The sequence below is a fragment of the Hymenobacter seoulensis genome (assembly GCF_054780535.1).
Genome location: NZ_BAAGWD010000002.1, coordinates 788,243 through 811,571, shown reverse-complemented (window position 1 = coordinate 811,571; position 23,329 = coordinate 788,243). Strand labels below are relative to the sequence as shown.

The following is a 23,329-nucleotide window of genomic DNA, read 5'->3' as shown; positions in this document are numbered from 1 at the left end:
ATTATTTATAGATCTACGCCTCTCCTACTTTACCGCCAAAGCCCATTGGGTACATCGGCGAGTCGTTCTGCTGCTTAATCGTGCCGTTAGCCTGCTCATACCGCTCAATATTTTCGGCTAGGGCGGCCTGCAGGCGCTTGGCATGCTCAGGCGTAAGAATAATCCGGGCCTTTACCTTGGCTTTGGGCAAGCCTGGCATCAGCCGGATAAAGTCGACTACAAACTCGCTGCTGCTGTGCGCAATCATAGCGAGGTTAGCGTATTCGCCCTCGGCAATTTCTTCCGATAGCTCGATGTTGATAGCATTCGGGTCTTGTGGCTGCAGAGGGGTAGCGTCGGTGTCTGGTTGAATTGGCTGGCTCATTTTACGAATCTAAGGAGTAGTTTCAGGGTGGCTTATGCAACGGGCGGCCGCTAGTGCCTGCGGGTGCATTTGCAGGCAAATACGGCAAAGCAGCCAGCTAGTCAACTACGGTCTGCTCATTTTTTTATCCTAGTAAACTGGCAACGGCTCCCGAAGTGCGCAAATATATACGGAACATGTCGCGCGAAACGCCCGCCGAAGCTACTAGGTCGTGAAAGTCGTCCAACCCTCCTTAACCATTGAAGACACCAGTAGCCGCGGACGCGAAGGGGGTTTATGACGGCAGGAACCCTAGTAACCGCAGCCTTCCCCACTTCTTGAAAACGAAAAAGCCGACCAGGTTTCCCCGGTCGGCTTTTCTTAATCACACTAGCTTACGCTTACTCCGAAACTGACTCGCGACGTGAGGCGCGGGCAGGGCGTTTGGCGGGAGCTACTACGTCGTCGGCCTTGGCAGCTTGTTGCGCTTCCATTTCCTCCTTCGAGCCTACAATCTGACGCGTGTACTCGCGCAGACCGGTACCGGCCGGAATCAGGTGACCAACGATTACGTTCTCCTTCAGACCTAGCAGTTCGTCGGCCTTGCCACGGATGGCAGCTTCCGACAGCACCTTGGTCGTTTCCTGGAAGGAAGCGGCCGAGATGAAAGACTGCGTACCCAGCGAGGCCTGCGTGATGCCTTGCAGCGTTGGCCGTGATACGGCTGGCTGAGCTTCACGCACTTCCACTAGTTGCAGGTCGCGACGGCGCAGGCTGCTGTTCTCGTCGCGCAAGCGACGAGCTGTTACAATCTGGCCGGGCTTCAGAACCGTCGAGTCACCCGCATTCGTTACCACCTTCATGTCGATGATGGTATCGTTTTCTTCCATGAAGATAATCTTGTCGATTACCTGGTGCTCCAGGAAGGTAGTGTCGCCGGCATCAAGGATAACCACTTTCTGCATCATCTGGCGAACTACCACCTCAATGTGCTTATCGTTGATTTTCACACCCTGCAAGCGGTACACTTCCTGAATCTCGTTTACGAGATACTCCTGCACAGCACCCGGACCCTGAATGCTCAGGATGTCGGATGGCGTGATGGCACCATCGGAAAGCGGCGAACCAGCCCGGATGAAGTCATTGTCCTGCACAAGAATGTGCTTAGACAGCGGCACCATGTACTTCTTCTTGATGCCGTCTTTCGACTCCACGAAGATTTCACGGTTACCACGCTTCACGGTACCATAGGTTACCACACCGTCGATTTCCGACACAACGGCCGGGTTCGATGGGTTACGCGCTTCGAAGAGCTCCGTAACACGGGGCAGACCACCGGTAATGTCGCGGGTTTTGCCCACGGCACGCGGAATCTTGGCCAGAATCTGACCAGCCTTGATTTTCTCGCCGTTCTCTACGTTCAAGTGCGAGCCTACCGGGATGCTGTAGGCCTTGTGGCCTTCCAGATCACCCTTCTTGCCCGGACGAACGATGATAGCCGGGTTCTGATCCTTGGCTTTCGATTCGATAATCACTTTCTCGCGGTGACCGGTCTGTTCGTCCGATTCCTCGCGGTAGGTGATGCCTTCGGTAATGGCGTCGTACTGAATGGTACCATCAAACTCGGCCAGAATAACGGCGTTGTAAGGGTCCCAGTTGTTCAGTTCGTCGCCTTTCTCTACCTCCTGGCCTTCGTTAACCAGCAGGAACGAGCCGTATGGAACGTGGTTTGAGATAAACACCTTGCCGGTGCCTTTCTCCACGATCCGAACTTCGCCCGAGCGACCCATCACTACTTTCACCTGCTCGCCATCAGGGCCAGCGGTTTCTACGGTGCGGATATCTTCGAACTCGATTACACCAGCAAACTTCGCCTTGATGCTTGCTTCTACTGCAATGTTAGAAGCCGTACCACCTACGTGGAATGTACGCAGGGTAAGCTGGGTACCGGGTTCACCAATTGACTGAGCAGCAATTACACCAACTGCCTCACCTCGCTGGACCATGCGGCCCGACGACAGGTTACGGCCGTAGCAACGGGCACAGATACCACGCTTCGACTCACAGGTCAGTACCGAACGGATTTCTACCGATTCGATGCTGGTGTTGTCAATGCGACGCGTGATTTCTTCGGTGATTTCGTCACCAGCCGTCAGAATCACTTCGTCGGTCAGCGGATCGATGATATCGTGTACTGCTACACGACCCAGGATACGCTCGGCCAGCGGCTCTACTACGTCCTCGTTGTCTTTCAACGCGAAGGTTTCGATGCCACGGAGAGTACCACAGTCGTTTTCGTTTACGATAACGTCCTGCGATACGTCCACCAGACGACGCGTCAGGTAGCCGGCGTCAGCCGTCTTCAGAGCGGTGTCGGCCAGACCCTTACGGGCACCGTGGGTAGAGATGAAGTACTCGATTACGTCCAGGCCTTCTTTGAAGTTAGACAGAATCGGGTTTTCGATAATCTCACCAACCGAACCCTGCAGCGACTTCTGTGGCTTCGCCATCAGACCCCGCATACCGCCGAGCTGACGAATCTGCTCACGCGAGCCACGAGCACCGGAGTGCATCATCATGTAAATCGAGTTGAAGCCCTGGTTCTCCTTTTCGAGGCGACCCATGAGGGTTTCAGTGATTTGGTTGTTGATGCGGGTCCAGATATCGATAACCTGGTTGTAACGCTCGTTGTCGGTAATCAGACCCATCTGGTAGTTCTGAGTAACGGCTTTCACGTCGGCCTGCGCCTGCGCGATGAGAGCGTCTTTCTCTTTCGGAATCTGGATGTCGCCCAGACCCATCGACAGACCACCTTTGTAAGCCGACTGGAAACCCAGCGTCTTGATGTCGTCGAGGAACTGTGCCGTGCGAGCCATGCCCGTACGCTTGAACACCATCGAAATGATCTGCTGCAGCTTTTTCTTCGTCAGCAGCTCATCCACGAAACCTACTTCAACCGGAACAAGCTGGTTGAACAATACGCGGCCAGCAACCGTCTCGATGATCTTCGTTACGAGGTTATCATCCTCGTCGCGAACCTGCGTGCGCACCTTAATATAGGCGTGCTTCGACAGCTGACCTTCGTTAAGAGCAATTACTACCTCCTCATCGGAGTAGAACATACGGCCTTCGCCCTGGATGCTCTCCTCTTCCGTGCTGCGCTTTCCTTTCGTTACGTAGTACAGACCCAGAACCATGTCCTGCGACGGTACCGCGATGGGTGCGCCGTTGGCAGGGTTCAGGATGTTGTGGGACGCCAGCATGAGCATAGAGGCTTCCAGAATAGCAGCCGGTCCCAAGGGAACGTGCACAGCCATCTGGTCACCGTCAAAGTCAGCGTTGAAGGCCGTACAAACCAGTGGGTGCAGCTGGATAGCTTTACCCTCGATGAGGCGAGGCTGGAACGCCTGGATACCTAGGCGGTGAAGCGTAGGAGCCCGGTTCAGGAGCACTGGGTGGCCTTTCAGCACGTTCTCCAGAATGTCCCATACTACGGCGTCCTTACGGTCAACGATTTTCTTAGCCGATTTAACCGTCTTCACGATTCCGCGCTCGATGAGCTTACGGATGATAAACGGCTTGAATAGCTCAGCTGCCATGTTCTTGGGCAGACCGCACTCGTGCAGTTTCAGCTCAGGGCCAACCACAATAACCGAACGGCCAGAGTAGTCGACACGCTTACCAAGCAGGTTCTGACGGAAGCGGCCCTGCTTGCCTTTCAGCATATCAGACAGCGACTTCAGCGCGCGGTTACCTTCAGCACGCACGGCGTTCACCTTACGTGAGTTGTCGAAGAGCGAATCCACTGCTTCCTGCAGCATACGCTTCTCGTTCCGCAGAATCACTTCAGGAGCCTTGATTTCGATCAGGCGCTTGAGGCGGTTGTTACGGATGATAACACGACGATACAGATCGTTCAAGTCAGAAGTAGCGAAACGGCCACCATCCAGCGGAACGAGAGGGCGCAGTTCCGGTGGAATAACCGGTACCATGCGGATTACCATCCACTCGGGCTTGTTCTCTACGCGGGTTGCGGCGTCGCGGAAAGCTTCCACTACGCGCAGACGCTTCAGAGCTTCTGCCTTACGCTGCTGCGAAGTTTCGTGCGCAGCGGAGTCACGCAGCGAATACGACAGCTCATCGAGGTTAGTGCGCTCCAACAGGAGTTGCAACGCATCAGCACCCATGCGGGCAATGAATTTATTCGGATCCTCGTTTGGCAGCATCTGGTTCTCCCGGGGGAGTTTGTCGATGATGTCGAGGTACTCGTCTTCGGTGAGGAAGTCAAGCTGCTGTACGCCTTCTTCGGCCAGCACACCCGGCTGCACTACAACGTAGCGCTCGTAGTAAATAATCTGATCAAGCTTCTTGGTAGGCAATCCTAGCAAATAGCCGATTTTGTTGGGCAAGGACTTAAAGTACCAAATGTGCGCTACGGGTACCACCAGTTCGATGTGGCCCATCCGCTCCCGACGTACTTTCTTCTCGGTCACCTCTACGCCGCAACGGTCGCAGATGATGCCTTTGTAGCGGATGCGCTTGTATTTGCCGCAGTGGCATTCCCAGTCCTTTACCGGACCGAAAATCCGCTCGCAGAACAAGCCACCCATTTCGGGCTTGTACGTCCGGTAGTTGATCGTCTCGGGCTTTACTACTTCACCGTTCGACCGCTCCAAGATGGATTCGGGCGAGGCCAGCGAGATAGTGACTTTCGAGAAGTCCTGTACCAGTTTTTTGTTTTTTGCAAACGCCATGTGTGGAAGCTATTAGCTGTTGGCTTTGTGGGCTGTTTCGGATGATCGGCTCCTCTTAAGAAAAGTCCGAAAAACCAGAACAGTTCGACTCTGGCAAAAGTGCTCTGCAGATCGGATAGGTACGTCGTGCAGCAGGTTTTACTAGGTCTGATGGGGTAACAGTTCGTCTTTGGGCAAATACGAACCTTTTGCGGCCAACCAGTGCTGGGCTTGATGCCGTTCTGACCATATCTCGGAACGACGCCGGCAGCGGTTGTTATCGGTTCCCCGAACCGCGGACTTTAAACACGTTGAAGGGGTAGTAGACCGCACCGAAACGCAGGCTACTACCCTTCAATAGTTAGTCAAGTGTGATTTCCAGGGCCAGACCGCGCAACTCGTGGATGAGTACGTTGAATGACTCGGGGATATTCGGCTTGGGCAGTACGTCGCCTTTCACAATGGCTTCGTACGCCTTGGCGCGGCCTACCACGTCATCCGACTTCACAGTCAGGATTTCCTGGAGCACGTTGGAAGCACCGAAGGCCTCGAGAGCCCACACTTCCATTTCGCCGAAGCGCTGACCACCGAATTGGGCTTTACCACCAAGCGGCTGCTGGGTAATGAGCGAGTACGGTCCGATAGAACGGGCGTGCATCTTGTCATCAACCAAGTGACCTAGCTTCAGCATGTAAATCACACCAACGGTTACCGGCTGGTCGAAACGCTGACCAGTCAGACCATCGTGCAGATAGGCACGACCGAACGTTGGCAGACCAGCTTCCGTCAGTTCCTTCGACACTTCCTCTTCGGTAGCACCGTCGAAAATTGGGGTAGCATAGGTACGGCCCAGCTTGAGGCCGGCCCAGCCGAGTACGGTTTCGTAGATCTGACCGATGTTCATCCGGCTTGGTACACCAAGCGGGTTCAGAACGATGTCCATAGGCGTACCATCGGGCAGGAAGGGCATGTCCTCATCGCGCACGATGCGGGCTACTACCCCTTTGTTACCGTGACGACCTGCCATTTTATCACCCACCTTCAGCTTACGCTTCTTGGCGATGTAAACTTTGGCCAGTTGAACGATACCAGCGGGAAGCTCATCCCCTACCTCCAGCGTGAACCGGTCGCGCTTGAAGCGGGCCGTGATGGTATTGCGGCGCTTGGCGTAGTTTTTCACCAGGTCCAGCAGCATACCGTTCACTTTCGCATCAGCAGTCCAGTTCTCCAGAATGAGGTCTTTGAACATGTTCACCTCTTCCGGCACGGCGTAGTTGCTCTCGTCCTTGTAAGGGTTCTTATCGGGGAACAACGCTTCCGTGATGTTCTTCTTCCCGAATTTTACACCCTTAGACAGGATTTCGTCGCCGAACTTGTGCTTCACGCCTTGGGAGGTTTTGCCTTCTAGCAGTTGCACCAGCTTGTCAACCATCACGGCTTTGATACCGCGAAGTTCTTTGGCATAAGCATCCTTCAGCTCTTCTACTTCCTTCTTCGACTTGGCCCGTAGGTTTTTGTCTTTCTTAGGACGCGAGAACAGCTTGGTGCCAATAACTACACCGTTCAGGGACGGTGGCGCCTTAAGGGAGGCATCCTTCACGTCGCCGGCTTTGTCACCGAAGATGGCGCGGAGCAGTTTCTCTTCCGGTGTCGGATCAGTTTCGCCTTTCGGCGTGATCTTACCAATGAGAATATCGCCTTCGCGAACTTCAGCACCTAGGCGGATGATACCGTTGTCGTCGAGGTTACGCACGGCTTCTTCGCTCACGTTCGGAATTTCCGAGGTCAGCTCTTCTTCACCACGCTTGGTCTCGCGCACTTCCAACTCAAACTCCTCAATGTGAATCGAGGTGAAGATGTCGTCGCGCACTACCTTCTCCGAGATTACAATAGCATCCTCGAAGTTGTATCCCTGCCACGGCATAAACGCTACTTGCATGTTACGACCTAGGGCAAGTTCACCTTTGTTCGTACCGTAGCCTTCGCACAACACCTGGCCTTTCGATACCCGCTCACCAGTTTTCACCAGCGGCGTCAGGTTAATGCAGGTATCTTGGTTCGTGCGACGGAACTTGATGAGGTCGTAGGAAATCTTTTCAGCATCAAAGCTTACTAGGATGTCATCTTCCGTCAAGTCGTATTTCACCACGATGCGGTTAGCATCTACGTAGTCAATTACACCGTTGCCTTCTGCTACTACAAGAGTGCGGGAGTCAGACGCCACACGACCTTCCAGACCAGTGCCCACAATAGGAGCCTCAGCTTTCAGCAGCGGAACTGCCTGACGTTGCATGTTCGAACCCATCAGGGCACGGTTAGCATCGTCGTGCTCCAGGAACGGAATCAGCGAAGCAGCCACCGACACGATCTGGTTCGGGGCTACGTCCATGTAGCTATATTCCGTTGGACCTACTACCGGGAAGTCGCCTTCGAAACGACCTTTTACTAGGTCGTTGATGAAGTTACCTTCCTCATCGATGCGGGCGTTGGCCTGCGCGATGTGGTGAGTGTCTTCTTCTTCAGCTGTCAGGTACTTTACGTGCTCTGTCGTATCTACCTTGCCGTTCTCAACGGTACGGTAAGGAGTCTCAATGAAGCCCATTGAGTTAACCCGGGCGTGCACGCAAAGCGACGAAATCAGACCAATGTTTGGCCCTTCCGGCGTTTCGATGGTGCATAGACGGCCATAGTGCGTGTAGTGAACGTCACGTACTTCGAAACCAGCACGCTCCCGAGACAGACCTCCTGGCCCCAGTGCCGATACGCGACGCTTGTGCGTCACCTCAGCCAGTGGGTTAGTCTGGTCCATGAACTGAGACAGCTGGTTGGTACCGAAGAACGAGTTAATAACGCTCGACAGGGTACGGGCATTGATCAGGTCAACTGGCTTGAAGTCCTCGTTGTCGCGCACGTTCATGCGCTCCTTGATTGTACGCGCCATACGGGCCAGACCTACGCCAAACTGGGCGTATAGCTGCTCCCCTACCGTACGAACCCGACGATTGCTCAAGTGGTCAATGTCATCGACAATAGCCTTCGAGTTGATCAGACCGATCAGGTATTTCACGATGAGAACAATGTCCTCATTGGTCAGCACGCGGGCGTCCCAGTTCGTGTCGATACCCAGCTTCTTATTGATACGGTAGCGGCCTACGTCACCGAGGTCGTAGCGCTTGTCCGAGAAGAATAGCTTTTGGATGATGTCGCGGGCAGTTTCTTCATCGGGAGCTTCCGTGTTACGGAGCTGACGATAAATTTGCTCCACGGCTTCTTTTTCCGAGTTAGAATTATCCTTCTGCAGCGTATTGTAAATAATTGCGTAGTCCGCAATGTTTACATTTTCGCGGTGCAGAATCACCGACTTAGCCCCAGCATTCAGGATTACGTCGATATCCTCTTCCTCGATGGTAGAGTCGCGCTCCAACAGAACTTCGTTGCGGTCAATAGATACCACTTCACCGGTATCCTCATCCACGAAGTCCTCCGTCCAAGTGCGGAGCACCCGAGCAGCCAATTTACGACCTACTGCTTTCTTAAGGTTTTTCTTGTCGGCCTTTACTTCCTCCGACAAACCGAACAGATCGAGAATGTCTTTGTCGGTACCATAACCGATAGCGCGAAGCAGCGTAGTAACCGGGAATTTCTTCTTACGGTCGATGTACGCATACATCACGTTGTTCACGTCCGTGGCAAATTCAATCCACGAGCCTTTGAACGGAATAATACGGGCAGAATACAGCTTCGTACCGTTGGTGTGCTTGCTCTGAGCAAAGAACACGCCGGGCGAACGGTGCAGCTGCGAAACGATAACACGCTCAGCTCCGTTAATCACGAACGAGCCTTTTTCGGTCATGTACGGGATGTTTCCAAGGAAAACTTCCTGTTCAATCGTCTCGAAATCCTCGTTATCCGTATCGTTACATACCAAGCGCAGCTTGGCCTTCAGGGGCACCGAGTACGTTAGACCACGGTCAATGCACTCATCAACTGAGTACTTCGGCGGGTCAACGTGGTAGTCGATAAAGGTCAAAACAAAGTTTTCGCGCGAGTCCGAAATTGGAAAGTTCTCGGCGAATACTTTGAAGAGCCCCTCATCGGCACGGTTCTCGGCAGCCGTTTCCAACTGGAAGAAATCCATAAACGAGCGAACCTGCACGTCCAGGAAATCCGGGTACTCAATAACCTTTTTAATCTTGGCGAAGTTGATCCGCTCGTCAGCCGCCTGCAGTTTTTGCAAGCCTGTCTGTGCTTTCGGTGTAGCCAATGTATGTGGGGTTAGGAAATGGATACTGAGAGAATCCACATCAGGGCAGCAGCAGCGCTATTGCCTTGAAAGATTTTGGAAGTATTTGGCGCACGAAAGCGCAAAGCAGAACCTTGCGCTCTGGCGTCCGTAGGCACGAAAAGCCGCAAAGCGGCGTGCAAACGAACTTCCGACTAGTTTGTTGCCTACAAACAGGAAAAGACCTGGCTTAGTTGCCAGGCCTCTCCTTATTTGCTGGTTTTAAGAGCAAGCAGCAGAAATTACTTAACTTCTACTTCAGCGCCGGCTTCTTCCAGTTGCTTCTTCAGCGACTCAGCTTCATCCTTGGCTACACCTTCTTTCAGGGCCTTAGGAGCACCGTCAACCAGTTCTTTGGCTTCTTTCAGGCCAAGACCGGTCAGGTCTTTCACCAGTTTCACAACAGCCAGTTTCTGACCACCAGCAGCCTTCAGGATCACGTCGAACGTGGTTTTCTCCTCAGGAGCTTCAGCAGCAGCAGCGCCACCGCCAGCCATCATTACCGGAGCAGCAGCAGCAGGCTCAATGCCATACTCGTCTTTCAGGATAGTAGCCAGTTCGTTTACTTCTTTTACCGTCAGGCTAACGAGCTGCTCGGCGAATGCTTTCAAATCTGCCATTTCTGTAGATTGTTAAAAAGGGGGTTGTTAAAGGAAATTGAAGGTGAAAAAGATGAGCAGCGGTTAGCCTGCAACCTCTTCTTTTTCGGAAAGCGTTTTGAGGATACCAGCTAGCTTGTTGCCGCCGCTCGACAGAGCAGAGATAACATTCTTAGCAGGCGACTGAAGCAGACCGATAACGTCACCGATAAGCTCGTTTTTGCCTTTCAGAGTGCTGAGGCTGCTGAGCTGATTTGCACCGATGTAAATGCCAGCATCTACATAAGCACCCTTCAGCGCCGGACGGGGCTCTACGTTCTTGCCATAGTTCTGCGACTTGTAGAAGTCTTGCAGCAACTTAGCAGGAGCATTACCCGACTCTTTCGAGAACAGGATACCCGACTGGCCTACCAGAGCCGCGTCCATTTCCGAATTATCGCCACCTAGAGTGTCGAGGGCCTTACGGATGAACGTGTTCTTGTACACCTTGAACTCCATGCCGCGGTTGAAGCACAGGCGACGGAATTCGTTGATTTTCGCCACCGACATTCCCGAAGCATCGGCAATGTAGAACGCGTTGTGCGATTGAAACTTCTCGCTCAACTCGTCGACGAGGGCTTGTTTTTCTTCCCGGATCATATCGTCGTGTTGATTTAAATTATGCGGAAGTTACGGTGGTGTCAACCGGAACAGCAGGCGACATCGTGCTCGACAGCGTGATGCTCTTGATGTAAGTGCCTTTGGCCGAAGAAGGCTTCAAACGCAGCAGCGTCTGGATTACTTCAATGGCATTTTCAGCAAGCTTCTGATCATCGAACGACACTTTGCCAACCGAGCAGTGAATGATACCGGTTTTGTCAACTTTGAAGTCGATTTTACCAGCCTTCACTTCCTGTACAGCCTTTGCTACGTCGGTAGTAACCGTACCCGATTTTGGGTTTGGCATCAGACCGCGGGGACCTAGTACGCGACCTAGACGACCAACCTTAGCCATTACAGATGGCATGGTGATGATAACGTCGATGTCGGTCCAGCCCTTTTCGATTTTGGCGATATAGTCGTCTAGACCAACATAATCAGCACCAGCTGCAGTAGCTTCAGCTTCTTTGTCGGCGGTAACTAGAGCCAGAACACGAACGGTTTTGCCGGTACCATGTGGTAGTGTGGCTACGCCACGTACCATCTGGTCAGCTTTACGGGGGTCAACACCCAAACGAACGTCGATGTCTACTGAAGCGTCAAACTTGGTATAGGTAATATCCTTTACCACTTTGGCAGCGTCAACCAGATTCCGAACTTCGGTGAGGTCATGCTTGGCAAGGGCTTCCTTGCGCTTTTTGCTAATCTTTGCCATGTGTCTTCTCCGTTGTTAGATTATTCAGCAAAGGGAGAAGTACCCGAGATGGTGATGCCCATGCTGCGAGCCGTACCAGCCACCTGACGCATTGCCGACTCTACCTTGAAGGCATTGAGGTCAGGCATTTTCGTTTCGGCGATGGTGCGCACCTGGTCCCATGATACCGACCCTACTTTGTTCCGGTTTGGCTCTTTCGAACCGCCCTGGAGCTTTGCAGCATCCAGAAGCAATACCGGTACCGGAGGGGTCTTCACCACGAAGTCAAACGACTTGTCAGTGTACATGGTGATCAGTACAGGACAAACTTGGCCGGCCTTATCCTGGGTGCGAGCATTAAACTGCTTGCAAAACTCCATGATGTTAAGGCCTTTGCTACCAAGTGCAGGTCCAACCGGCGGCGCGGGGTTCGCGGCGCCTCCCTTTATCTGAAGCTTCAGATAACCTCTAATTTCTTTGGCCATTGGTTTGAAAGGCTTCGGATACTGTGTCGTAACACGCAGCTTCCTCAGTTTTTTATTGCTCCTAGTGGAAGCACCACCGGTCCGGAGCGGATAACCGGTGACGTTTTATAGCTTATTATGATTCCTTTTCAACCTGAGTATAGCTTAGCTCCATAGGAGTGCTACGGCCGAAAATCTTCACAATAACATTCAGTTTTTTGCGCTCTTCGAATACTTCAGATACCGTACCCGACATACCCGCAAAGCCGCCATCTACTATTTTCACCAACTCATTTACTACAAAAGGAGTCTCCAGTGTTGCAGTCTGCTCTTCGGCTTCATCCACAATCCCTAGGATGCGGTTAACCTCCGAAATATGCAACGGAACTGGTTTGGTATTTTGGTTGGACGCTTTGCCTTCTTTATCACTCAGAAAACCAATTACACCAGGCGTGCTAGTGATAATATGATCAACCTCACCGTGGGTTAGGTCAGCATGAATGATGATATAGCCAGGGTAAAGGTTCCGTTCGCGTACACGCTTTTTGCCGTTACGCATTTCGAATACCTTCTCTACTGGAATCAGCACCTGAGGCACCAGCTCGGAAAGACCATGGCGGCCAATCTCTGTTTCCAAGTAAGTCTTGGCTTTCTTTTCTTGCCCGCTAACCGAGCGGACTACGTACCATTTCAATTCGCCCATTGTCGTCGTGTGTTCTACCGATTAACGGAACGAGTTGTAAAATACTTCTAGGCTTTTACTGAAAGCCACGTCCATCAAACCAACTACTGCGGCAAACAATAACGAGCCGATCAGTACTAGACCAGCGCTTTTCTGCAGCTCTTCCAACGAGGGCCACGTCACTTTGTAGCGCATCTCTTCGGAAGTCTCCCGGAAGTAGTTTGTTAGCTTGCTCATGATGGTGGCACCAGTTTGGTGTTTAAAACTACGGCTGCCGAAGCAGCCGTAGTACTTAGTGGCACGGGCGGAGAGATTCGAACTCCCATCAAAGGTTTTGGAGACCTCTATTCTACCCTTGAACTACGCCCGTGTATGCGTCCTGTCCAGTCAAGGTGCTGGATTGGGACTGCAAATGTATGGAACTCTTTAAACAAAACAAATCCGCCCCCGAAATTTTCAGAGGCGGATTGTCTTATTTTATCAATTTCCAGCTGGAAACTACTCGGTGATTTCAGTTACCTGACCAGCACCTACCGTACGGCCACCTTCGCGGATAGCGAAACGCAAGCCTTTTTCCATAGCCACCGAGTTGATCAGCTCAACCGAGATAGTTACGTTGTCACCAGGCATTACCATTTCTACACCCTCGCCCAGCGAGATGATGCCGGTAACGTCGGTGGTGCGGAAATAGAACTGAGGACGGTAGTTGTTGAAGAACGGAGTGTGACGACCACCTTCCTCTTTCGACAGTACGTACACTTCAGCCTTGAACTTAGTGTGAGGCTTAACGGAACCTGGCTTGCAGATAACCATACCACGACGGATGGCTTCTTTCTCAATACCACGGAGCAGCAGACCAACGTTGTCGCCAGCTTCACCACGGTCAAGGATCTTGCGGAACATCTCAACGCCAGTTACGGTCGACTTGAGGTTTTCAGCACCCATACCGAGGATTTCTACTTGCTCACCCGAGTTGATGATACCACGCTCGATACGGCCGGTAGCAACCGTTCCACGACCCGTGATAGAGAACACGTCCTCTACTGGCATCAGGAAGGGCAGGTCGGTCAGACGAGCAGGAATTGGAATGTAGCTATCAACAGCAGCCATCAGCTCTTCGATCTTGGGAACCCAAGCAGCGTCGCCGTTCAAGCCGCCCAGAGCAGAGCCCTGAATAACTGGAATGTTGTCGCCGTCGAAGTCATAGAACGAAAGCAGTTCGCGGATTTCCATCTCTACAAGCTCGAGCAGCTCGGGATCGTCCACCATGTCCACTTTGTTCATGAACACTACCAACTGAGGTACACCTACCTGACGAGCGAGCAGGATGTGCTCACGAGTCTGGGGCATTGGGCCGTCGGTAGCGGCTACCACGAGGATAGCGCCGTCCATCTGAGCAGCACCAGTAACCATGTTCTTCACATAGTCAGCGTGACCGGGGCAGTCAACGTGAGCATAGTGACGGTTTTCGGTAGCGTACTCAACGTGCGACGTGTTGATCGTGATACCACGCTCTTTTTCTTCGGGAGCATTGTCGATCGAAGAGAAGTCGCGCTTGGCAGCCAGACCCTTATTAGCCAACACCATAGTGATAGCAGCAGTCAGGGTGGTTTTGCCGTGGTCCACGTGACCAATCGTGCCGATGTTTACGTGCGGCTTGGACCGGTCAAAATTTTCTTTAGCCATTGTAAAGAGATTAAGAGGAATTTTGAGGTAATGAGGGGGAAACGCGACTAGTCTATACAGTAAGAAAGCGAAACACAGCTCCGCTTAGTCGGGACTGCACGTCGCTTTACTTGCTGACAGAGCCAAACGGTGCAGTCGCGCTGCCCCGTTGGTACTCGTAATTCTGAGCCATTTATGGGATTTGAACCCATGACCTCTTCCTTACCAAGGAAGTGCTCTACCACTGAGCTAAAACGGCTGATTTTGTTTTGGCAAAGGTACAACAGGCGGAGAACATATGCCAGTAAAGGCCGGTATTCTATTTCTCGCTGCCGACCTAGGCACCGAGCGGGAGACGAGGTTCGAACCCGCGACCTGCAGCTTGGAAGGCTGCCGCTCTACCAACTGAGCTACTCCCGCATAAGGCAAACCAACAAGACAGTGAAGCAACCCGCGCAGATGCTGTTTCACTAAGCTGCTTGTTTACTACTGTGGGGGGAGAAGGATTCGAACCTTCGAAAGCTTACGCTAACAGAGTTACAGTCTGTCCCATTTGGCCGCTCTGGAACCCCCCCAGTTGTTTTTCTCTACATCGATCATGTAAAGATCTTCCCTTCTCAATTCGCTTACCGAAGCGGCTGCGGTGTTGATTGGAGCTGCAAAATTAGAGGGTTTCAGATGCAAGTCAAGCTATCGACGAAAAACGTTTCAAGTTTTTTCTTCTTCCCTAGCCTCTGTACTCCCTCTAACTGCCCTTAACCATCTGACTACCTACTTGAAACATCCGAACCGGAGAAGTTGAGAAAACCCGAAAAAAATTAAAAAAGTTATTGGATCAGGCTATACATGGACTTCAGGTTGTCGTCCTTTTCCTTATTTCGGATATCCTGCAGGGTTGTTTTGATAGCAGGCATACTGGCGATGAGCTCATGTAGGCCTTTGTAGGCACCCAGACGAACGTACATCTGCGGATGGTTACGGGCGAGTGACTCTAGTTGCTGGATGCCTTTTTCCCGCTCAATCGGCGGAATGCGCTTCATGAGAGTTCCGAAGTTTTCGAGCAACACGTACAATACATCTGCTGGTGCATCTTGGCTCCGTCGCAGAAACCACTGGTAATCATCAAGGGTGCCATTGATTCCGTAGTAATTCGATAAAGCTGTTAGCAATGCCGGATTCTTGGTATTCTGCAGGGCTCCTACTTGGGTACGAGTGCTGGCTGTAGGGGCTTTTGCCAATGCCTCAATGGCCGCTCCTACTACTAGATAGGAACTGTCTTTAAGAGCCGTATTATACACGTCGCTAAAGTCTTCGTTGGCGAAAGACGATAGGGCACTGATGGCCGTAGCGCGCACTACCCCTTTTTTCTCGTTCAAGGCCACGCGTTGCAGGTCTTTGCGGACGGCAGTGCCCTCGGCTCCACGGTAACGGCGCAAGCCATCTAGTGCGGCTACGCGCACGGCCCAGAAAGGATCGTTCAAGGCATTGCGAAACATGGAGCTTACCATTAAGTCGGCTGTTTTGGTGCGCAGGCCCTGGATAGCTTCGTACTTCTGTAGGTAGCCTTTAGCATGGCTGAGCTGATATTGCAGCTCTTCCTGACTTTGCACTTCATCAATTTGGGCTAGCAGCACGCCGTCGTTGTCGAACTTAACAAGACTAGGCCGCTGATTTACCGGAAGCCGGAAGGTCTGATCAGCTTTGGTGATGAGGATACGGTGCTCCGTGGGCTGGTTGGAGTTCCAAGTAGCCACCGTTACGGGCAACCGGAACACCGGCTGATACAAGGTATCCTGTACTTGCTGGACCCGTAATACAACCTGACTATTTTCGTAGCTGTGGGTTACGCGTAGCTCCGGGTGGCCGCGCTGCATAAACCACTGGTCAAAAAACCACATCAGGTCCTCGCCAGTGGTTTCTTCGAATGCTATGCGAAGCTTGGCTATTTCAGAAGCCGTAAACTTATTCTGGGTCAGATACCGATTTAAAGAAGCAAAGAACGCCTCGTCACCGACCTGCTTGCGCAACATGTGAAGCACTCGGCCACCTTTGTCGTAGGAATGCCGATCAAACATGTCCTCATGATCAGCATAGCGGTAGCGAATAAGTGGTTCCCGCTTCATTTGCGCTTCTTCTAAGTAATTGCGCAGCTTGGTTTGCTGCACTAAAGCAGCGGCATCGGCACCATACTTATACTCGGCCCACAGCAGTTCAGAATAGTCGGCAAATGACTCGTTCAAGGGCAAATTCGCCCACGACTCTGTGGTTACGTAGTCGCCGAACCACTGGTGAAACAGCTCGTGCGCAATTACCGACTCCGGCTCGTACGACATATCGGGCAACTCACGGGCACTGAATTGTACCAGCTGCTGCTGAAACGTGGAGGCAGTGGTGTTTTCCATGGCCCCCGACACAAAGTCATGTACGGCTACCTGCGCGTATTTTTCCCATGGATACTCTACGCCCAGCTTCTTGGAAAAGAAGTCCAGCATTTCCGGGGTATTGCCGAATACTTGCTTGGCTGTGTACTGGAAAGGCGGATCAACGTAATACTCGACGGGCTTTCCGTGCCACGTATCCGAAACTACTGCGAATTCGCCAACGGCCATCATGGCCAGGTAGGGTGCGTGCGGCAGGGTCTGCTTCCACACATCAGTTCGGGTGCCATCAGAGTTACGCCGAGACGACACCAACAGGCCGTTAGATAAGGTTTTGAGGTTGCTATCAACCGTGAGGCTGATTTCCTGGGTCATCCGCTGGTTGGGCCGATCGATGGTAGGAAACCAGCAGGAGCTACCCTCCGTTTCGCCCTGGGTCCAGACCTGGCGGGGTTTGTCTTTTTCAGTGCCTAGGGGGTTTATGAAGTACAACCCTTTATCACTGACGATAGCCTCACTGCCTCCTTTGGGCAGCTCATTGGGCTTGGCAACGTACTGAATCCGTACCTGAAACTGCTCGGTACGGGTATACTGACGGTCGAGCGTGATAGTCAGCTTCTTTTTGTCGTAGCTGTACTTCAAGTCCTTGCCTTTGCGCGAGCCATTCATCAGCTCCACGCTTTTCACATCAAACCCTTTCGCATCCAGTACCAGCTGGTTTTGCGGATAGAAGTGTGGATGCAACGTGAGCACCGCCGTTCCCAGCAGCCATTGCTTCGCCCAATCAAAGCGAACATCCAGCTTGGTATCCTTCAGGTCGTGCAGCATAGTGGCGCTCGGCTGCTCTGGATTGGTGGGCGGCAGCCAATTGGGCACAGGCTGTTGCACCGCCGTAGCTGTAGGCTCAGCGGGGGTAGCAGGCGCTTTCTTACGGACCGGCCGGCTCGCGGTAGGAGTCGGCGAACCGGATTTAGTTACCTGAGCAAACGAGGCAAACTGACACATCAGCACCACGGCAAGGGTACCGAGGACGGGGTATTTCATGCGGGAAGGCACTAGGGTATTGGAGGGTCAAGTTCCGAATTTATTTCAGAATTGGCCTATCTTTAAGCCCTTTTCCGCCCCACCCCTGCTCTATTCGCATGCTACAGGTACGCACTGATGCTGCTCCCGACCAACTTTGGGAGGTTGACTACCACGCCAATGGCCCCATCACCCTTAATGGGCAGCCCTTTGAATGGGACCTGACCTCCCTGGGGAATGGGCGCTACCATCTTCTCTATCAGGGACGTTCGTATAGCGCTGAGCTCATTTCAGCCGACTACACTGCGAAAACACTGGTTCTGAAGCTGAACGGAAAGCAGCTGGAGCTACAGGCAAAAGACCGCTTTGATATTTTGCTGGACAAGCTGGGCATGAGCACCGCCGCTAGCAACAAGGTCAATGAGCTGAAGGCTCCTATGCCGGGCCTTATCGTTGACATTAGGGTAGTACCGGGCCAGACCGTGCAAAAGGGCGACCCACTGCTAGTGCTGGAAGCTATGAAGATGGAAAACATTTTAAAAGCGCCCGGCGAAGGCACAGTAGCGGCTATCAAAGTCAATCTGCGCGACAACGTTACCAAGGGGCAGGTGCTGGTTCATTTCAGTTAACCACCCTTACTTCTATTTATCTGGGCCGTAAGTTACTACCCCTCCTCCTGTCGGGTAGCCGCTTGCGGCCTCACCACGTACACTCGCGTTCCACGCTTAACCTCTTTCGTTTTGAAGTACAACCGAATCCTGCTGAAGCTGAGCGGCGAGGCCCTGATGGGCCAGCAACAGTACGGCATCGACGCCGAACGGCTCATGCAGTACGCTGAAGAAATTAAGGCCGCGGCTGCCACGGGCACGCAGGTAGCCGTCGTTATCGGAGGCGGCAATATTTTCCGGGGTGTACAGGCCGAGGCATTTGGCCTTGACCGGGTTCAGGGCGACTACATGGGCATGCTGGCCACAGTCATCAACTCCATGGCGTTGCAGAGCGCCCTCGAGAAATTGGGTATTCCCACGCGCCTGCTTTCCGGTGTAACCATTCAGCGGGTATGCGAGCCCTATATCCGCCGTCGGGCGGTGCGCCACCTGGAAAAAGGCCGCGTGGTAATTTTCGGGGCGGGCATTGGCTCACCGTACTTCACCACCGACTCGGCGGCTTCTTTGCGGGCTATTGAGATTGAGGCCGATGTGGTGCTGAAAGGAACCCGCGTAGATGGCATTTACACGGCCGACCCGGAGAAAGACCCTAGTGCGGTGCGCTTCCCCGAAATTACCTTTGATGAAGTAATGGCGAAAAACCTGAACGTGATGGACATGACAGCCTTCACGCTTTGCAAGGAGAATAACCTTCCTATTATTGTGTTCGATATGAACAAGGAAGGCAACCTGCTCCGTTTGCTAGCCGGTGAAAGCATCGGAACCCTCGTGAGCATGCACGGCTCCCGTGATGCCGCGTTTAATACGACGGCAAAGCAAAACTCTAACGAACAAGTTTAACCTGCTGTCAGCGGCTGAGGCTCGCCTTTACTAGGCCCTAGCCAGCTGGCAACCCTACTCGATTCTCAACTTTTCAACACTTAACCTTTCAGAAGTGGACGAGGAAATTAAGTTCTACCTGGACGAGGCAGAAGAGTCCATGGGCAAGGCCCTGCAGCACACCGGCCAAGAGTTTGCCCGCATCCGCGCCGGCAAGGCTACCCCTGCCATGCTCGACTCTTTGCGCGTAGATTATTATGGCACGCCTACGCCCGTGGCGCAGGTTGCCAACGTAGCTGCTCCCGATGCCCGGACGCTGTTCATCAAGCCCTGGGAGAAGAATATGATCAGTGAAATTGCCAAGGCCATTAAGAACAGCGACCTAGGCCTGAACCCGCAGTCGGATGCGGAAGGTGTGCGCCTGAACATTCCGCCCATGACGGAGGAGCGCCGCCGCGATCTGGTAAAGCAAGCCAAATCCGAATCGGAGAACGGCAAAGTGCGTATTCGCGGCATCCGAAAAGATGTCAACGAATCGTTGCGGAAGCTCCTGAAAGAAGGTGCAGCTGAGGATGCTATTAAAGACGCGGAAGCCAAGGTGCAGAAGTTCACCGATACCTTCATCACCCGCGTAGATGATCTGCTCAGCAAGAAAGAAGCTGAAATCATGACCATCTGATTTCGACTAGGGTTACTTGCTTATAAGACCCTAGTAAAAAAGGAAGCCGCGCCCATCAGGAGGATGAGCGCGGCTTCTTTGGTTAAGTGATGGTATGGTCTAGGTCTCTGCACGTGGCAAACCCATCTATTCCTGCCAGTAGTTAGCTTCCATAATTTTTTTCTCCACTGGCCCCGGAACAAGGTAGCGGATAGACTTGCCAGCTCGAACACAGTCGCGCACAAATGTGGCGGAAATGTCTAGCAGCGGCGCATCTACTACCCGCACGCCGGGGTGAGTTTTCACCTCCGTAGCATCTACTCCGGGCCGAGGGTACACATACACTTCGTTTTCGGCCAGTAGTCGGTCGGCTTGTTTCCAACGCGGTAAGCCAGGTAGGTTGTCTTCACCCATGAGCAGTACAAACCGATACGAGGGGTAGCGGCGGCGCAGCTCGTCCAGCGTATCGACAGTATAGCTGGGCTTGGGCATGGCAAACTCCACATCAAGGGCACGCAGCCGGTCGTTGTCGGCAATAGCCAGCTGCACCAACTGCAGGCGGGCCTCTTCGGCCAGCAGCTCCTGCCCCACTTTAAACGGGCTCTGGGGCGACACTACAAGCCACACCTCATCTAAATCAGTGTGGGTAGCCATGAAGTGCGCCAATATCAGGTGCCCGGTATGAATAGGGTTGAACGAACCAAAAAGCAGCCCTACTTTCCGGCCCACAGAGGCGGAAGCAGGGCTGCTCACAGAATAGCAGGTTCAGTTATCAGAAACGCGCGCACTAAGCGCTCCGCTTCATCAATAGCTCGTTCCAGATCATCGTTCACGATGGTCACGTCGAAGCGGTCCTCAAAGGTCAGCTCGAAGTTGGCTTTATAAAGCCGGGCCGAAATACTGGCGTCAGAGTCGGTAGCGCGGTTGCGCAAACGCTGCTCCAGGATTTCCAGCGACGGGGGCTTCACGAATACCGCTAGGGCACGGTCTTTGTAAAACTCCTTGATGCTGAGGCCACCTTTCACGTCCACGTCTAGCACAGCATGCTGCCCATGGTCCCAGATCCGCTCCACTTCAGATTTCAACGTGCCATAAAAGGCACCTTCATACACCTCTTCCCATTCCACGAAGTCATCGCGGCGGATTTTCTCCTGAAACTCCTGTACGGAGATAAAGTAGTAATCCTTACCGTTGGCTTCAGTACGGCCGCGTTTATCACGCGTACACGCTGAAATAGAAAAGCTTAGCTCCGGAATCCGCTCCAGCAGCCGGTGGACGATAGTTGTCTTGCCGGCGCCGGAAGGAGCCGAAAAGGCGATGATTTTACCCTGCATCGGGCAAAATTAGGCCATTTCTGCCTGAACTTTCGCAAGAATTGCGTTTGACAGAGAAGATGGCGCGCCTTTCCGACCTACATGCTGGGTCAGAAAGTCGATGAAGATTTGCTGCTTATCGATGCTATCAAAGCACGGAGAGCAGTCTTCGGCATGATGGATGAAGTAATCCTCATCCTCGGCCGTGGGCTCCTGCCCGACGATAATTTGGTCAAGAATAGTATTCACGCGTTCACAGTCGGGGCCGGTTGTAGACACCGCGCTCTGGTTGGTTTGCTTAGTAGAAGTGGTTTCCATAATGGGGGCCTGACAGGAGGATATTATTCGTTTTCGTCGGTCGTAAAGTCTTCGTCGTCACTGTCGTTCTCAGAGCCGTAGCCCATGGACTTCGCGTATCGATCTAGCTTGTCCTTGAGAAAGTTGCGTGCCCGGTGCAAGCGGGAGCGCACCGTTCCGATTGGGATGTCCAGCACTTTTGCCATTTCCTCGTACGTGAACCCTTCCAGGTCGCAGAGGATAATGACCGTGCGAAAATCCACGGGTAGCGAGTTCAGGGCGCTGGCCACTTCGTCGCCGATGAGGTCGCGCACGGACTGCTGCCGCATGTCAGAAGAAGTGCTACCGGCGTCGCCGTCGGACTCCACATCTTCTGAGTTGTAGTATCCTTCGATTTCGCTGTAGTCAACTTTTGCAGGTTGCTTACTTTTTTTGCGAAAATCGTTGATGAACGAATTTTTCAGGATGCGAAACAGCCACGCTTTGGCGTTTGTTCCTTGCTCGAAGTACTCAAAGAAGCGATATGCTTTCAGATAAGTTTCCTGTACGAGGTCATTTGCATCATCTTCATCAAGCGTGAGGCGGAAGGCAAAGTTGTACAGGGAATCGAGCACAGGCATGAGTTCGGCCTGAAAACGCCGATCTTTCTCTTCTTTGCTCAGTTTCGGAACCCGTTCGGGAGAGTCGCTCATGGACGGTAAGAATTGCGGCTGAATATTGAAAAAATACTGCCGTTAGACAAATGTAGGAGTTATACCATCCGCAGGAAGGAAGGTTTTATTAGCCGCCGCCTGTCGTTCGGTAGCCACAACCAGGAATCCGTAGAGGAAAACGAATAAGTTGAAGCTCGTTTGCAATTCCAGCAACGAATCAACGGTCATGGCCAGTGCCTGTATTAGCAGGAACCTATACACGTACGCATTTCGCCATTGGGCGGGTTGCGCCAGCGGCCCAAACAGTACTAAGAGCCAAAGCACCAGCCCTACTATTCCGCTAGCTACCCACTGGTGAAGGTACTGGTTATGAATCATCACCCGGTTTTTGGGCTCTAGCCCGTAGCTCCGCCAAGCATATTGCTCCATCATGGCGCGGCTAGCATCGGCGGGACCTACGCCCAGCCATGGATGCTGCTGGGCCACTACGGTTGCGGTTTGCCACGCAGCTAGGCGCTTAGATAAGGAAAACTGGTTGATATCATGGTCTCGCTCAAACTGCTCTAAATCGTACTGGGTAGCCTCTAGGCGCTGCCGCACTGACTCTAACGAGTGGTACGCCGCCCAAGGAACCAGCACCAAGGAAAGCAGCAGGCCCAGCCCCAACCAAAACCGCCGCCGCACGATTAGGGCCAGCAAGGCATCCAGCAGGAGCATACCATATAGCACAAACAGCCCGGTGCGGTACGCCAGCACGTGCAAGGTAAGCGCACAGATGCCGGCCGCGAGCAGCAATGCCATGCGTAGGAAGCGGCTTGCTTGCTTTTCCTGCCGCAGCACCATCCCGAAAACGGCGCCTAGGGCCAGCATCAGCCCAAAGTGGATATGAAAGATTTTGGTTACGGAGCCCATACTTTGCCCAATGCCAAAGGCTTCGTTGGCCGCAGCGGGGTTCAGAAGGTATTGGCCTAAGGTAGCCAGCCCTATTAGCGCTAGCCCTCCTACAAAGAGAAACCCTACCCAAAAGCGCTGTGCGGCGCGCAACGGCACGGCTACTCCAAAAACCAGCGGCACACCCACCCACGGCAACTGTCGAAACAGCTGATGCCGCCACACGTCCCACTCCTGGGTATACAGTCCACTGATGAGTAGCAACGCGTACAGGGCCAACGGTGCCCACACGGTGCGCAGCCGGATCCAACGGGGTAGTTCACGGCGCAAACCGGGGTTTGCTAGTACTGCCACTACCCCTACTACTGGGCTCAAGGCTATTAGAGCACGCGAAGCCAGCAGGCCCGCTACCCCCGCTAAGCAAGCCAACAGCAGTAGGTACTGGGAGAGCCGACCGGAGCGCCACAGCTCCTGAAAGGTGCGTGCAGAAAAGAAGGAAATGTCAGCAGGAAAAAGGCCCATTCGGGA

19 protein-coding genes and 4 tRNA genes are annotated in these 23,329 nt (G+C 53.1%); 3 read left to right on the top strand and 20 right to left on the bottom strand.

Annotated elements, in window-relative coordinates:
• Positions 1-13 precede the first annotated feature (13 nt).
• The 15 genes from ACYVHC_RS11290 to ACYVHC_RS11220 all read right to left on the bottom strand — a co-directional run bounded on the left by ACYVHC_RS11290 (position 14) and on the right by ACYVHC_RS11220 (position 17,523).
• Positions 14-364 carry a DUF3467 domain-containing protein gene (locus tag ACYVHC_RS11290; protein ID WP_460613825.1) on the bottom strand — a complete coding sequence of 117 codons (351 nt, stop codon included), beginning with the start codon at positions 362-364 and terminating at the stop codon, positions 14-16.
• 380 nt (positions 365-744) lie between these two features.
• Complete coding sequence (rpoC, locus tag ACYVHC_RS11285; protein ID WP_460613824.1) at positions 745-5,097, bottom strand: DNA-directed RNA polymerase subunit beta'; 4,353 nt, start codon at positions 5,095-5,097, stop codon at positions 745-747.
• 340 nt (positions 5,098-5,437) lie between these two features.
• Positions 5,438-9,313, bottom strand: a complete 3,876-nt coding sequence (gene rpoB, locus ACYVHC_RS11280) for a DNA-directed RNA polymerase subunit beta (RefSeq protein ID WP_460613823.1) — start codon at positions 9,311-9,313, stop codon at positions 5,438-5,440.
• 287 nt (positions 9,314-9,600) lie between these two features.
• Positions 9,601-9,978, bottom strand: coding sequence for a ribosomal protein bL12 (gene rplL, locus ACYVHC_RS11275; protein WP_460613822.1), 378 nt, complete (start codon positions 9,976-9,978; stop codon positions 9,601-9,603).
• 63 nt (positions 9,979-10,041) lie between these two features.
• Positions 10,042-10,596 (bottom strand): 50S ribosomal protein L10, encoded by a 555-nt coding sequence (rplJ, locus tag ACYVHC_RS11270; RefSeq protein ID WP_460613821.1) that lies wholly within the window; start codon positions 10,594-10,596, stop codon positions 10,042-10,044.
• Between the two features lie 19 nt (positions 10,597-10,615).
• The gene (gene rplA, locus ACYVHC_RS11265; RefSeq protein ID WP_460613820.1) at positions 10,616-11,311 is read right to left on the bottom strand and encodes a 50S ribosomal protein L1; all 696 of its coding nucleotides are present in this window, start codon (positions 11,309-11,311) and stop codon (positions 10,616-10,618) included.
• 20 nt (positions 11,312-11,331) lie between these two features.
• Positions 11,332-11,775 (bottom strand): 50S ribosomal protein L11, encoded by a 444-nt coding sequence (rplK, locus tag ACYVHC_RS11260; protein WP_460613819.1) that lies wholly within the window; start codon positions 11,773-11,775, stop codon positions 11,332-11,334.
• A gap of 115 nt (positions 11,776-11,890) precedes the next feature.
• Positions 11,891-12,457 carry a transcription termination/antitermination protein NusG gene (gene nusG / locus ACYVHC_RS11255; RefSeq protein ID WP_460613818.1) on the bottom strand — a complete coding sequence of 189 codons (567 nt, stop codon included), beginning with the start codon at positions 12,455-12,457 and terminating at the stop codon, positions 11,891-11,893.
• Positions 12,458-12,478: 21 nt separating this feature from the next.
• Positions 12,479-12,673 carry a preprotein translocase subunit SecE gene (secE, locus tag ACYVHC_RS11250; protein WP_460613817.1) on the bottom strand — a complete coding sequence of 65 codons (195 nt, stop codon included), beginning with the start codon at positions 12,671-12,673 and terminating at the stop codon, positions 12,479-12,481.
• A 59-nt stretch (positions 12,674-12,732) separates the two neighbouring features.
• Positions 12,733-12,806: transfer RNA gene (locus ACYVHC_RS11245), tRNA-Trp, on the bottom strand.
• A 128-nt stretch (positions 12,807-12,934) separates the two neighbouring features.
• Positions 12,935-14,122 carry an elongation factor Tu gene (gene tuf, locus ACYVHC_RS11240; RefSeq protein WP_185888775.1) on the bottom strand — a complete coding sequence of 396 codons (1,188 nt, stop codon included), beginning with the start codon at positions 14,120-14,122 and terminating at the stop codon, positions 12,935-12,937.
• A 166-nt stretch (positions 14,123-14,288) separates the two neighbouring features.
• Positions 14,289-14,360 (bottom strand) — tRNA-Thr (locus tag ACYVHC_RS11235).
• Positions 14,361-14,448: 88 nt separating this feature from the next.
• A tRNA-Gly gene (locus ACYVHC_RS11230) sits at positions 14,449-14,521 on the bottom strand.
• Positions 14,522-14,593: 72 nt separating this feature from the next.
• Positions 14,594-14,676: transfer RNA gene (locus ACYVHC_RS11225), tRNA-Tyr, on the bottom strand.
• A gap of 252 nt (positions 14,677-14,928) precedes the next feature.
• Positions 14,929-17,523: a M1 family aminopeptidase gene (locus tag ACYVHC_RS11220; protein WP_460613816.1), complete on the bottom strand. Its 2,595-nt coding sequence runs from the start codon at positions 17,521-17,523 to the stop codon at positions 14,929-14,931.
• A gap of 98 nt (positions 17,524-17,621) precedes the next feature.
• Here ACYVHC_RS11220 and ACYVHC_RS11215 point away from each other — a divergent pair, with 98 nt between their 5' ends.
• The 3 genes from ACYVHC_RS11215 to frr all read left to right on the top strand — a co-directional run bounded on the left by ACYVHC_RS11215 (position 17,622) and on the right by frr (position 19,668).
• Positions 17,622-18,131: an acyl-CoA carboxylase biotin carboxyl carrier protein subunit gene (locus ACYVHC_RS11215; RefSeq protein WP_460613815.1), complete on the top strand. Its 510-nt coding sequence runs from the start codon at positions 17,622-17,624 to the stop codon at positions 18,129-18,131.
• A gap of 111 nt (positions 18,132-18,242) precedes the next feature.
• Positions 18,243-19,010 (top strand): uridine monophosphate kinase, encoded by a 768-nt coding sequence (gene pyrH / locus ACYVHC_RS11210; RefSeq protein ID WP_460613814.1) that lies wholly within the window; start codon positions 18,243-18,245, stop codon positions 19,008-19,010.
• A gap of 94 nt (positions 19,011-19,104) precedes the next feature.
• Positions 19,105-19,668 carry a ribosome-recycling factor gene (gene frr, locus ACYVHC_RS11205; protein ID WP_460613813.1) on the top strand — a complete coding sequence of 188 codons (564 nt, stop codon included), beginning with the start codon at positions 19,105-19,107 and terminating at the stop codon, positions 19,666-19,668.
• Between the two features lie 126 nt (positions 19,669-19,794).
• Here the strand turns inward: frr and nadD are convergent, their stop codons facing one another.
• Genes nadD through ACYVHC_RS11180 form a run of 5 tightly spaced genes read right to left on the bottom strand, consistent with a single transcriptional unit; the run spans position 19,795 to position 23,323 of the window.
• A complete protein-coding gene (nadD, locus tag ACYVHC_RS11200) occupies positions 19,795-20,400 on the bottom strand; it encodes a nicotinate-nicotinamide nucleotide adenylyltransferase (protein WP_460613812.1) in 606 nt (201 codons plus the stop codon).
• On the bottom strand, positions 20,397-20,981 hold the full coding sequence (gene gmk / locus ACYVHC_RS11195) for a guanylate kinase (RefSeq protein WP_460613811.1): 585 nt from the start codon (positions 20,979-20,981) through the stop codon (positions 20,397-20,399). Before gmk ends, nadD begins: the two co-directional genes overlap by 4 nt.
• 9 nt (positions 20,982-20,990) lie before the next feature.
• Positions 20,991-21,278 carry a hypothetical protein gene (locus ACYVHC_RS11190; RefSeq protein WP_460613810.1) on the bottom strand — a complete coding sequence of 96 codons (288 nt, stop codon included), beginning with the start codon at positions 21,276-21,278 and terminating at the stop codon, positions 20,991-20,993.
• A gap of 23 nt (positions 21,279-21,301) precedes the next feature.
• Positions 21,302-21,949 carry a sigma-70 family RNA polymerase sigma factor gene (locus tag ACYVHC_RS11185; protein ID WP_460613809.1) on the bottom strand — a complete coding sequence of 216 codons (648 nt, stop codon included), beginning with the start codon at positions 21,947-21,949 and terminating at the stop codon, positions 21,302-21,304.
• 42 nt (positions 21,950-21,991) lie between these two features.
• On the bottom strand, positions 21,992-23,323 hold the full coding sequence (locus ACYVHC_RS11180; protein WP_460613808.1) for an O-antigen ligase family protein: 1,332 nt from the start codon (positions 23,321-23,323) through the stop codon (positions 21,992-21,994).
• Positions 23,324-23,329 lie beyond the last annotated feature (6 nt).